The 12,027-nt window shown below is 43.1% G+C and carries 11 protein-coding genes and 1 other annotated feature; of the genes, 2 read left to right on the top strand and 9 right to left on the bottom strand.

Annotation, left to right across the window (positions count from 1 at the left end; genetic code table 11):
* Window positions 1-6 precede the first annotated feature (6 nt).
* The 9 genes from IQ294_RS02490 to IQ294_RS02450 form a co-directional block, all read right to left on the bottom strand.
* A complete protein-coding gene (locus IQ294_RS02490) occupies window positions 7-1,110 on the bottom strand; it encodes a competence protein CoiA family protein (protein WP_203332427.1) in 1,104 nt (367 codons plus the stop codon).
* Between the two features lie 160 nt (window positions 1,111-1,270).
* Complete coding sequence (mecA, locus tag IQ294_RS02485) at window positions 1,271-1,930, bottom strand: adaptor protein MecA (protein WP_203332426.1); 660 nt, start codon at window positions 1,928-1,930, stop codon at window positions 1,271-1,273.
* 257 nt (window positions 1,931-2,187) lie between these two features.
* On the bottom strand, window positions 2,188-2,583 hold the full coding sequence (gene spxA / locus IQ294_RS02480) for a transcriptional regulator SpxA (RefSeq protein ID WP_008429739.1): 396 nt from the start codon (window positions 2,581-2,583) through the stop codon (window positions 2,188-2,190).
* Window positions 2,584-2,946: 363 nt separating this feature from the next.
* On the bottom strand, window positions 2,947-4,155 hold the full coding sequence (locus IQ294_RS02475) for a putative glycoside hydrolase (RefSeq protein ID WP_203332425.1): 1,209 nt from the start codon (window positions 4,153-4,155) through the stop codon (window positions 2,947-2,949).
* Window positions 4,156-4,260: 105 nt separating this feature from the next.
* Window positions 4,261-5,199: an ABC transporter ATP-binding protein gene (locus IQ294_RS02470; RefSeq protein ID WP_203332424.1), complete on the bottom strand. Its 939-nt coding sequence runs from the start codon at window positions 5,197-5,199 to the stop codon at window positions 4,261-4,263.
* Window positions 5,199-6,254, bottom strand: a complete 1,056-nt coding sequence (locus tag IQ294_RS02465) for an ABC transporter ATP-binding protein (RefSeq protein WP_203332423.1) — start codon at window positions 6,252-6,254, stop codon at window positions 5,199-5,201. Before IQ294_RS02465 ends, IQ294_RS02470 begins: the two co-directional genes overlap by 1 nt.
* A 15-nt stretch (window positions 6,255-6,269) precedes the next feature.
* Entirely contained in the window at window positions 6,270-7,289 is a 1,020-nt protein-coding gene (opp3C, locus tag IQ294_RS02460) for an oligopeptide ABC transporter permease (RefSeq protein WP_203332422.1), read from the bottom strand.
* A complete protein-coding gene (opp3b, locus tag IQ294_RS02455; RefSeq protein ID WP_203332421.1) occupies window positions 7,289-8,224 on the bottom strand; it encodes an oligopeptide ABC transporter permease in 936 nt (311 codons plus the stop codon). The genes opp3C and opp3b overlap by 1 nt, the downstream gene beginning before the upstream one ends.
* A gap of 195 nt (window positions 8,225-8,419) precedes the next feature.
* Window positions 8,420-10,156, bottom strand: coding sequence for an ABC transporter substrate-binding protein (locus IQ294_RS02450; protein WP_203332420.1), 1,737 nt, complete (start codon window positions 10,154-10,156; stop codon window positions 8,420-8,422).
* A gap of 239 nt (window positions 10,157-10,395) precedes the next feature.
* On the opposite strand from IQ294_RS02450, the gene IQ294_RS02445 reads away from it, so the two are divergent.
* A complete protein-coding gene (locus IQ294_RS02445) occupies window positions 10,396-10,737 on the top strand; it encodes a DUF3899 domain-containing protein (RefSeq protein ID WP_203332419.1) in 342 nt (113 codons plus the stop codon).
* A gap of 42 nt (window positions 10,738-10,779) precedes the next feature.
* Window positions 10,780-10,991: a binding site (T-box leader), on the top strand.
* A gap of 46 nt (window positions 10,992-11,037) precedes the next feature.
* The gene (trpS, locus tag IQ294_RS02440) at window positions 11,038-12,024 is read left to right on the top strand and encodes a tryptophan--tRNA ligase (RefSeq protein WP_203332418.1); all 987 of its coding nucleotides are present in this window, start codon (window positions 11,038-11,040) and stop codon (window positions 12,022-12,024) included.
* The last annotated feature ends 3 nt before the right edge of the window (window positions 12,025-12,027 follow it).

Below are 12,027 nucleotides of genomic sequence, written 5' to 3'. Positions count from 1 at the left end.
TACCTCTCATTTTCTCAATTTTCGAACGGTTTTGCAATAGATAAGATATAAAAGTTCCTCTTGCTTTTGAGCCTTATTATTTTTTGAGGACATTTCCTCCAAAAATCCTGTATAGGCCTCCAAAACTCTCTGTAATTGATGGGCTGTCCCATTCCTGTGCAGCTTTATGCTGCCTGAGGAGCTAAGTTCTGCTGGACACTTTCCGCCCTTCAATGCCTGGATCATTTTTAATTGCCAGATGACGGTATGTTCCGCTATGCAGTCAGAACCGAAGACAGGCACGCCGACCGTCGAAGGAAGATTCCGCTTATCGAAGCCAAGGTTATAGCACAGCTGCCAGAAGGGGTTCTGGTAGCGGTTTTTGGCAAACAGCTGTGAACGGACAAAAGCTGCTTTTGCAGATTCATAGGCAGTACACACTGTTTTAAAATCCTGCTGATTGAGGGGTTTCGGAACAGCAAAAGGATAGGTTTGCCTGCTGACCGGCAATGCCGAGACTTTCCCCACCCATCGGTTGCCGCTGATCGGAAACAGATTCGAATAATAATAAAAATATTGTTCACCTGGATTCAGCAGCAATAGATGACCGGTCCCTTTGTGATCGACCAGCATTTCTTTCTGAAAATCCATCAGCTTGATAATTTGAATGGCATTCCCTCTTTTTTCAGAGCTTCCGCTTATCCAGGTAAACCGGATATCCTGGCTCCGATAAGCAGCAGACCTGCGCTTTACTTCAGACGATGCAATCGAACTGCATTGAAACTCGATCGCAGTAGAATTGTCCACAAACAAATCTGCCCGCTGCCGGATAACCGGTAAGTATTTTTCAAGTTCAACGGCTATTTTTTGATCAGAAAAAAATTGGTGCAACACCATCTTCCCGCTGAGATGGAGTTCAGATTCCGGTTCACTGGATCCGCACGTGGACAGCGATTTATGTGCAAAATGCGGTATCTTCACATCGCCGATTTTCAAAAGCACTGTATTGCCGCAATCCGGACATTGGAATTCCTCGGTCAGTCGCATTTTTTTCAAAATATTACGGTTCATGGATTCATTCAAATAGATTAGCGCTCCGTCTTCTGTCCTGGCGATTAATATACCGCTCACTCCCTTTTCTTCTATTATAGAAGTACAGTGGCATATAAAACAATATTGATTTTTCAGTTAACTAGACATACATCTAGGCAAAATAAAAAAGCCCGGAAAGAAAACAGTTAATTTTCCTTTCCGGCCTTATAGATATAGATATTCTTTTATAAAGTTGCCATCAAGCGAAGTAATGATGAACATTCGCCAATGCATCTTCTTTGAATATTTCTTTACCATATTCCTCGAGACGATGAATGGTAACAGGTGAACTCTGGAGATATTCAGTGAATACACTCATATGATCTTTTATGTCATCTTCAGAATGAAGAATTTCATCGAAGCTTACATGCAGGAAATATTTCCCTTCAAAATGATAGAGAGCAGTTTCAAGCGGCACATACTGCAGGCGGCGTGATAACGGAATCAGTTCGTCAACTTCAGAGAATACAAAACTGTACTGCAAGGATTTTGTATCCGGTTCATTGAAGACAGGTTCAAACTCATCAAAATCCGTTTCTCCTGCTGCATCATCGCTGCTGAACATTTTGCGGCGCTCTTCTATATCATCCGGCATATCCAGTTTTTGGCCGTCTTTTGTAAGTTGGGCACGTGTAACTGTCACTTCCAGCCCTTTATCCAGTGCCTGCACTTGAATCCAAAGTGGGCCTTCCATGACAAATTCTGCTTCTTCATTGACTTCATCCATCATTTCCCAGAAAAGCTCTTCACTTTTATCTCTGTTAAACCATATTTCGTCACGGCTGAACCCACGTTCTTCAACGTCGAGATAGGAAATGTAAAATTTTACTGTGTTGTCATTAATGCGTTCTATTTCCATTTTACACCTCTCCTTTCGAATTGGACCAGAGGATCTTCCTCATAAGCCGTGCGGTGTGTTGCTCTACTTATTATATCGCGTTTTGAACTATATGAGAAAGTAAATGCTTGATGCCAAAAATCCAAGGGCAGATAATTATTTACGAGTGTAGTCCAAATAAGTTAGAATTGCAAGACTTTTAATACAAATGAATAGAGAAAAGCTGCCACAGATCCATTATGAATTGACATAAAGGCCGGACAGCTTTCAGCTTATTTTCAGTTCACCATTCGCTGTGCTTCAAGCAATTGATATGCTCTCACTTTACGAGGTAGGAACCGGCGGATTTCATCTTCGTTATAACCGACTTGGAGTCTTTTTTCGTCCATGATGATTGGCCGGCGCAATAAACCAGGATGTTCCTGGATCAATTCGTATAGACGTTGCAGTGGAAGGCTTTCCACGTCAACATTCAACTTCTGGAAGATTTTAGAACGGGTAGAGATGATTTCATCTGTGCCATCTTCAGTCATACGTAATATTTCTTTTATCTCACTGATTGTCAAAGGTTCAGAGAAAATATTGCGTTCTGTATATGGAATATCATGTTCTTCCAACCACGCTTTAGCTTTTCGGCATGACGTACAGCTTGGGGAAGTAAATAGCGTAACCATCATAATTGAACACTTCCTTTCGGATTAGGGGAATTTCGTTTGCTGTTACTAAATTAGAATGAATATAATTTAGAAGCTTTACAATCATTATACAATATCTATCTTTCTTTGAATATAGAAATCGCATATTTATAGAAAATATGCTGTATACTTGTCACATTATGGCTATAATTGGTCTTTTCTATTAATTTCTATATCCTAATTTTACCCGTTCCTTTTAACAGTTAAACCCAATATATAAAAAATAATATTCTCAATTAGATTTTACTCCTTGAAAATAATCTTTCTATTATATAGTACGTTTCAAAGACTGGAAAGTTCCATAAAAAAAGAGACTGATAAAAAAATCAGTCTCTTCCCGATTTAATCCAATGGCGTATAGTCTACCCCTGGTGTATAGGAATTGCCGGCATTCCAAAGCAGGAACTCGTCGATGCCGTTATCATTCAACGCCTTTATCTGCGCTTCCACTTCAGCTTTGCCGTATCTCAGATAATTACCTGCACCCAGATAGGAAGCTGTAAAGTCCTGCAGCCATGGCCGTGATACCGGAGGATTCTCAAGTTCAGCGAGTTTTGCATTTTCAACTTTTGAATACTCTGCCACTAAGTTATAGGGTTCCAAATCGGGTTTTGCAATACCGAAGTAAGATGTCCAGTGGCTTGGGTAGATCATCGAAGAAATGACGTCCACGTTTTCGGAAATCATCGAGAAGTTCTGCCCGATGCCTGGTGCCTCCGGTAAAGTAGCGGAATAGCCAAAAATATCGACAGATACATCTACGTCATACGGTTCCAGCTGCTCTCGGGCATATGCCACGAAATCGGTAACGGCCGCTACACGGCTCTGTGTGCCGTCATATTCATCTCCGCCATATTCACCTTTTGAATATTGAAGCGTATCCGCACGGTTCTCAAATCCTTCCGGGAAACGCACATAGTCGAATTGGATTTCCTTGAAGCCCATTTTTGCTGCTTCAATTGCAATTTCTACATTATAATCCCAAACTTCCTGCATGTAAGGATTGACGAAAGATTCACCTCTGCCGTTCTTCCAGATGGCCCCGCCATCCACGAATGACCATTCCGGTTTTCTTTCGGCGAGTGCCGAATCCTTAAAGACGACAACCCGGGCGATCGGATAAATCTGTTCCTGTTCCAAACGCTCCAGCATTGCACGCGGGTCTTTGATATAGGGTTGCCCGATTTCATATTCCGCCAGTTTCGATCCTTCTTCCGGTACGTAAGTCATATAGCCGAAATCTTCTTTGATATCAATGACCATGGCATTCAAATCTGAACTGCCGATCAAATCGATAAGACTTTCAAAACGCGCCCCTCCTGCTGAATGCCCGGTAACGAAAATTCCACGGACTGCATCAGGGTATTCAAAATTCAAACCTGAGCTGTACTTGAATAATTGTGAGCTTGCCAGAACTTCCGATGGAATTTCTACAGCATTATATGTACGTGTGGTAAAATCCTGTGCCTGTTCCTCTGCAGCGAGTGCCGTCCCAGTTGCCAGCCCACTAAAAAGCAAAGCCGTTGCTGCAGCCATCTTAAATTTCTTCATATTCGCGATTACACCCTCTCAGTTGTCTTTCTCCTTCTATTTTATCATCATTTTGACAAAATGAAACAAAAAAATGGCAATGCCACTAAGTGGCATTGCCATTTCCTATCCTTTTATAATACCAGCTTTCAAAGCTTCAAATTCACGTTCAGAGCAATCCACGAAATGCCCTGGAGAAACTTCTCTCATCCGGACATCCTCGCCTTCCGCATAATTATGGGAAGCAGGATCATATGATTTACGCACGCGGTTGCGTTCGTAATTCGGGTCTGGAAGCGGAATGGCTGAAAGCAGGGATTGAGTATATGGATGCATCGGATTATTGTAAAGATCTTCAGCTGGTGCCAGTTCCACCATTCTGCCAAAGTACATAACGCCGATACGGTCTGAAATGTATTTAACCATCGAAAGGTCATGGGCGATAAAAAGATACGTCAGGCCTTTTTCTTCCTGCAGTTCTTTCAGCAGGTTTACTACCTGCGCCTGGATGGAAACATCCAGTGCCGAGATCGGCTCATCAGCAATGATGAAATCCGGGTCTACAGCCAGTGCGCGGGCAATCCCTAAACGCTGGCGCTGTCCACCCGAGAATTCGTGTGGATAACGGTTAGCGTGTTCTTTGTTCAAGCCGACAGTTTTCAACAGGTCAAAAACCATTTGTTCGCGTTCTTTTGCATCTTTCGCCAGACCATGGATATCAATGCCTTCAGCAATAATATCCATGACTTTCATCCGCTGGTTCAATGAAGCATAGGGATCCTGGAAAATCATCTGCATTTTGCGGTTGAATTTCTTCAATTCCTTTTTCGACTTCTTGCCATGTACGCTTTCGCCTTCATATAATACTTCGCCATCAGTGGCATCATACAAGCGGATGATGGAACGGCCGGTTGTGGACTTGCCACATCCCGACTCTCCAACAAGGCCAAGAGTTTCTCCTTTGTAAATATCAAAAGAGATGCCGTCGACTGCTTTTACTTCGTTTGCTTTGCCGACATTGAAATGCTGTTTCAAATTTTTGATTTCAAGTAATTTCTCAGCCATCAATTTGCGCTCCCTTCATAATAGCGGCTTCCCGGGAACTTTTTCATTCTTTCAATGACACTTAGCGGAGGCTCAACTTGAGGAGCATCCGGATGCAGCAGCCATGTAGCCGCTTTATGCGTGTCGCTGATTTTGAAAAATGGTGCATCCATCTCCATATCGATCTTCATCGCATATTCACTGCGAAGTGCAAATGCATCTCCTTTTGGAGGATCCAAAAGATCTGGTGGTGTTCCAGGAATCGTATATAGTTTTGATTCGTCAGTATCAAGTGATGGCATCGAGCTTAGGAGACCCCAAGTATAAGGATGCTGTGGATTGTAGAAAATTTCATCCACTGTTCCGATCTCAACGATTTTCCCGCCATACATGACGGCTACCCGGTCTGCCACGTTTGCTACAACACCAAGGTCGTGTGTGATGAAGATGATGGAAGTATCGATTTTCTTTTGCAGATCTTTCATCAATTCCAGAATCTGCGCCTGAATCGTTACATCAAGAGCTGTTGTCGGCTCATCCGCAATCAGAATTTGCGGGTTGCAGGCAAGTGAAATCGCGATAACGATACGCTGGCGCTGTCCCCCGGAAAATTGGTGCGGATACTGTTTCATGCGAAGTTCCGGTTTCGGCATTCCGACAAGGCGCAAAAGGTCGATTGCCACTTTGCGCGCTTCCGGTTTACTGATTTTCTGGTGCTTCAATAACGGTTCAGTAATCTGCTTGCCTATCGGCATAGTCGGATTCAAAGAAGTCATCGGATCCTGGAAAATCATTGAAATCTCTTTTCCGCGGATTTTCTGCATCTCTTTATCGGACAATTTGGTCAGGTCTTTGCCGCCAAAAAGAATTTCCCCGTTTTTAAATTCAGCTGAACTTTCAGGCAATAAACGCATGATGGATTTAGAAGTTACGGATTTACCGGAACCTGATTCCCCAACGATTGCCAGAGTTTCACCTTTATATAGATCGAAATTTACACCTCGAATTGCTTTAACTTCCCCGCCAAAAGTATTAAAGGAAAGTTCGAGGTCTTTTATCTGTAGAATTTTCTCCATTTTCGGCTTTCCTCCTTAATCTTTCATCTTAGGATCGAGCGCATCGCGGAGTCCATCACCGATCAAGTTAAATGAAATCATGATTAAACTCAATACAAATGCAGGAATCGCTAAGATATGCGGCTGATACTGGATCAATTTATACCCATCATTGATGAGTGTTCCAAGTGAAGCATCCGGAGCCTGCAAACCAAGTCCGATGAAACTCAGGAATGCTTCGAAGAAAATAGCTCCAGGAATCGTGAACATTGTATTGATGATGATGACACCTAAAACGTTTGGCATCAGATGTTTCCAGATAATCCGTCCGTCAGAAGCACCTAATGTGCGGGCTGCCAGAACGAATTCCTGATTTTTATATTTCAGAACCTGGCCACGCACTACCCGTGACATACCGGTCCAACCGGTTATGGTCAGTGCGATGATGATGGCGAGTATCCCTGGGTCCATGATCATGATGAATAGAATAACCACTACCAGGTTTGGAATACCTGAAAGGATCTCGACGATCCGCTGCATGACATCATCCACACGGCCGCCAAAGTATCCTGAAATCCCCCCATAGACTACCCCGATCACCATATCAATTGCTGCTGCAGCAAAAGCGATGAACAGGGAAACCTGAGTACCTTTCCAGACACGGGAGAACATATCACGGCCGAGGCCGTCAGTTCCGAACCAATAATTCTGATCGACATTTTTTAGTTCATACAGATCCACTTCTTTACCGCCAAGTTCACCGACACCGTCAAAGATTCCCAGTTTTTCAATCACCGGAATTTTTGGTGGAAGGTTGGCATGCGTGATTGTCTGAGCATTTGGTTCATAAGGGCTGATGATTGGCCCCAATAGAGACATGATTACGATCAATCCGAATAGGATGATACTGAAGATGGCTCCTTTATTTTTCCGAAGTCTGCGCCATGCATCTTGCCAGAAGCTGACACTGGGTTTAGAAATACGTTCTGCCTGCTTGGTATCTCTTGGAATTCTTTCAAAAGATCCTTGAGGCAATTTTTCATGATTTTGGGTCATTAATTCTTACCTCCTGAAAGACGGATACGAGGATCAATTACACCGTACAAAATATCCACTAATAGAATTACCAGGATCAAAAAGATTGAGAAGAACATCGTTGTACCCATGATGATCGAGAAATCCTGAACGATGATTGAAGTGACAAATTGCTCACCAATCCCTGGAATCGCGAAAATCTGTTCCACAACAAGTGATCCTGTCAAAATGCTGACCGCCATCGGTCCAAGAACCGTGATCAATGGGATCAATGCATTTCGGAAAGCATGTTTGAATGCGATTTCAGAACCGCTGGCCCCTTTAGCTTTTGCCAGCGTAATGTAATCGGAACCCAGCACTTCGATCATTTCTGAACGGATGAAACGTGCTGCAGTAGCTAACGGGAACATTGCTAACGCCAACGACGGCAAGACACTGGACATGAATCCATCTTTCCAGAAAGCTACTGGGAAGAGCTGCCATTCCACCGCCAGCCAATATTGGAGCAGTGAAGCGAATACGAAGGATGGTATCGATATACCTATGATCGCCACAGTCGTACTGGTGTAATCTATCCAGCTGTTCTGCTTGACGGCTGCGATCATTCCAAACAAGATTCCGATTATGGTGCCGAATAGCATACCCTGGAATCCGATTTGCGCTGAAGGTCCGATACGGTTAAGGATGATATCCGTAACAGGGGCACCTTTAAACTGGTTGATGGAGACTCCCAGATCTCCTTGCACCAAACCGAACATGTAGTCAAAATATTGAACCGGAAGGGGGCGATCAAGACCGTAAGAAGCTTCAACGATTGCCCTTTGTTCAGGAGATAATCTATCTGCGGAAGCAATAGGGGAACCAGGTAATATTTTCATTAGGAAAAATGTAAAAGTGGCAATCAGGATTAACGTAATTAACATATAAAACATTCTTTTACCGATATATCGTGCCATGGTGCACCTCCAAAATAGAATAATTCTATTATATAAGCTTAATTTTCCAAAGAAAACTAAAACTTTTACTTTCAAATTTAGCAGAAAAGGGAAAATTTTCGGTGAACTTTCCTGCATTAGAAAAGAGAGTATATCAAACCGAAGTATCGATATACTCTCTTGCTATTCTTTTTACTCCAGTGACATTAAGTTGTCTTACTCTTTACCTGAAATGTAAGCCCATTTGTAGCTATAATCTCCACCGAATGGGTGAGAAATGATATTTTTTACATATGGTTTTTGAAGTGACATCAAACCGCGCTGATAAATCGGTGCGATTGCTGCATCTTCTTCAATCAGGATTCTTTCAGCGTCAGCCATTGCCTGCCAGCGCCCTTCCAAATCTGTAGCCAATTCGCCTTTAGCCTGCTCAACCAAGCTGTCGAATTCTTCGTTAGAATAAGACATCAAGTTATGAGAAGATCCAGTAACGAACAAGTCGATGAATGTCATTGGATCCTGGAAGTCAGGGCCCCAGCCAGAGTTTTGGATGTCGTAGTCCTGTGATTCATCAAGTTCAAGACGAACTGCAAATGGTACAGCTTTAAGGTTTACAGTCAAACCTTCAAGGTTAGTTTCCATTTGATCTTTCAAGTAAGCGTCCATTTTACCAGCAAGTTCGCTGTCGCCTCCAAGCAACTCAAGAGTCACTTCTGTTTCGCCAATTTCTTCTAGACCAGTAGCCCAGAATTCTTTAGCTTGTTCTGCATTGAATTCAGTCAAGTCGCCATTTACTTCGCGGAAATCTTCTCCATTTTCAGTGAATGCGAACTCAGTTGGTACCAAATAGTTTGCAGGTAGTGAACCGTTAGCCAATACTACATCAACCAAATCTTGTTTGTTGAAAGCCATAGAAAGTGCTTTACGGATGTTTACGTTTGCAAGTGGTGTTTCTTCACCGTTACGTTCTTGGTTAAATTTCAAGTAGAACAATGTTGGTTCAAGTTCTTTAACAACGTCTGGATCTTCACCGCGCTGCAAAGCGTACTCTGCAGAAAGACCTGCACGGTCGATGTCGCCAGTGTCATATGAGTTGATAGCAGTAGCTGTTTCTTTTACTACACTTACGTTGATTGTTTCAAGAGTAACTGTTTCTGCATCCCAATACTCTGGGTTTTTCTCCATTGTCCAGCCGCCACCTTGTGTAATGTCCCAGTTTGACAATACAAACGGTCCATTATAAAGAAGGTTTTCAGAAGTCTGTGCGTAATCTGCTCCTTGAGCAGTTACGAATTCTTCATTTTGCGGGTAGAAAGTTCCGAACGCCATCAATGACATGAAGTAAGGAGTCGGACGCTCAAGTGTTACCACTAGAGTTTTGTCATCTTCAGCAACAACTCCAAGTGTAGATGGGTCTGCGCCTTCAGATACTTCAGTAGCACCAGCGATTGTGCCGGCCATCATATATGGACCATAAGGTGATCCTACAGCAGGGTCAAGAGCACGCTGCCATGAAAATACGAAATCATTTGCTGTGATTGGTGTACCATCAGACCAGTTAGCATCACGCAATTTGAATGTGTAAGTCAAGCCATCTTCAGAGATTTCCGGCTCGCCTTCAGCTAAAGCAGGGATCGCTACGTTTTCTTCGTTAAGACGGAATAAACCTTCGTTAACGTTGTTCAAGATATTGAAAGCTACAGCGTCTTCAGCGATTGCTGAATCCATTGTTGGGATATCCGCGCTTTCAACAAGGTTAAGAACTTGCTCAGCATCAGGCTCGCCTGCTGTTTCAGTTCCTTCTGATTCTCCTTCACCTTCTGCAGGAGTTTCTGTCTCTGTCGGTGTGTCTGTTCCTTCTTCCTCAGCTTCGTCTCCGCCGCCACATGCAGCTAGAAACATGCCTAGAACAAGAACAAGGCCTAGTAGCCAAAATAACTTGCTGTTCTTCACTTAGTTGTCCCCCTTAAATTTTCTGAAAAATTGGTACACTGTTTATTATACATATTCTAGAAGGCTTGTACAGTGTTTTTTTAAATGTCAGAAAACTTTATATTAAAATCATGACAAATATTACAGCGGAAATGGCGCGAATATTAAGTTTGTAAGCGATTAACATTTTTAAAAAAACTTCAATATTTTTTGATTTTTTTTTGAATTCCTTTTACAATCAACAAGAGGAGAGTGTCAACTTGAAAAAAACATTTATATGGATCCTAATAGTCCAGTTAGCAATTTTTCTGACGATCTTAATCCGTCCGGAAAACTTGTCGCTTTTATCGTATATTAATACATCATTTGTATACGGTGGCGTACTGGTGTTTATCGGAGCCTGGATATTCGTAGTCCAGACTGGGGCGTTTGATATCTTTACCGTGAGTATGAGGAAGTTCTTCCAAAAGAAAACGACATTGGAAGACGATGAAATGCGCCTGCCTTCTGAAATTATTCCCTTTTCCGCCGTCCCCCTCCTTCTGATTGGAGTTGTGACCATTTTGCTGATGGGCATTTCACTCGTTATTTATGAATCGTAATATTGCAATTCGTTTCCAGCTTATACTATAATGAAAACAATATAGTAAGCGATGAGAAAGAAGAGTAAATGGAGTTCCTTCTATAATAGAGAGTCTGTGGCTGGTGGAAACAGGCAGAGGGATTCATTGAATGGGCTTTCGAGCTGAACGGGTGAACTTCGAGTAGCTTGTTCCGTCATCTTCACGTTATAGAAGAAGAGTGGCCTTAAACGGCAACTAGGGTGGTACCACGGAAACACAGCTTCGTCCCTTCGCAGGGATGCATGCTGTGTTTTTTTTATTATGAGGAGGAAAATACAGATGAACAGAATTTTCTCAGGCGTTCAGCCTACAGGTACGGTAACACTTGGAAATTACATTGGGGCGTTCAAACAATTCACAGAGCTTCAGGACGAATACGACTGCATTTTCTGCATCGTCGATCAGCATGCAATCACCATGCCGCAAGACCGGCTGGAACTTCGTAAAAACATTAAAGCGCTGGCCGCACTTTATCTGGCAGTCGGCATCGATCCCGATAAAGTGACGCTGTTCATTCAATCAGAGGTTCCTGCTCACGCTCAGGCCGGCTGGATGCTCCAGTGTATTGCCACCATCGGTGAACTTGAACGGATGACCCAGTATAAAGACAAATCCCAGAAGAATATCTCCGTCTCTGCCGGCCTTCTGACTTACCCGCCGTTGATGGCAGCGGACATCCTGCTTTATCAGACAAATATCGTTCCTGTCGGTGATGACCAGAAACAGCATATCGAGCTGACTCGTGACCTTGCCGAACGATTCAATAAGAAATACAATGATGTGCTGACGATCCCTGAGATCCGTATCCCGAAACACGGGGCACGCATCATGTCACTGCAGGATCCGACGAAAAAAATGAGTAAATCGGATGACAATAAAAAAGCCATCATCACCTTGCTTGATGATCTGAAAACAATCGAGAAGAAAATCAAGAGTGCAGTTACGGATTCAGAAGGGATAGTTCGATTCGACCCCGTAAACAAACCGGGTGTCTCTAACCTGCTGACGATCGAAGCAGCTTTGACCGGTGAATCGATTGAAGAGTTGGTTGCAAAATACGAAGGGAAAGGATACGGGGATTTCAAGGCCTCAGTTGCCAAAGCTGTGACCGAACACCTTGCTCCGATCCAGGAACGCTACGCCCAGCTGTTGAAATCAGACGAGCTTGACCGCATTTTGGATGAAGGTGCCGAAAAAGCATCGGTATTGGCAAACAAAACGCTGAATAAGATGGAAAATGCGATGGGGCTTGGCAGAAAGCGCTGAATA

The organism is Planococcus beigongshangi (assembly GCF_016820495.1).
In the GTDB taxonomy this organism is placed as follows: domain Bacteria; phylum Bacillota; class Bacilli; order Bacillales_A; family Planococcaceae; genus Planococcus; species Planococcus beigongshangi.
Note: the sequence above shows the minus strand (reverse complement) of the source record. Positions and strands in the feature narration are given on the sequence as shown.

What these genes read in the sequence shown, in the direction of transcription:
- opp3C (WP_203332422.1), bottom strand. Translation starts at nt 7,289, where the DNA reads ATGACCCAAAATCATGAAAAATTGCCTCAAGGATCTTTTGAAAGAATT.
- mecA (WP_203332426.1), bottom strand. Translation starts at nt 1,930, where the DNA reads ATGGAAATAGAACGCATTAATGACAACACAGTAAAATTTTACATTTCC.
- opp3b (WP_203332421.1), bottom strand. Translation starts at nt 8,224, where the DNA reads ATGGCACGATATATCGGTAAAAGAATGTTTTATATGTTAATTACGTTA.
- IQ294_RS02475 (WP_203332425.1), bottom strand. Translation starts at nt 4,155, where the DNA reads ATGAAGAAATTTAAGATGGCTGCAGCAACGGCTTTGCTTTTTAGTGGG.
- IQ294_RS02465 (WP_203332423.1), bottom strand. Translation starts at nt 6,254, where the DNA reads ATGGAGAAAATTCTACAGATAAAAGACCTCGAACTTTCCTTTAATACT.
- IQ294_RS02470 (WP_203332424.1), bottom strand. Translation starts at nt 5,199, where the DNA reads ATGGCTGAGAAATTACTTGAAATCAAAAATTTGAAACAGCATTTCAAT.
- spxA (WP_008429739.1), bottom strand. Translation starts at nt 2,583, where the DNA reads ATGGTTACGCTATTTACTTCCCCAAGCTGTACGTCATGCCGAAAAGCT.
- trpS (WP_203332418.1), top strand. Translation starts at nt 11,038, where the DNA reads ATGAACAGAATTTTCTCAGGCGTTCAGCCTACAGGTACGGTAACACTT.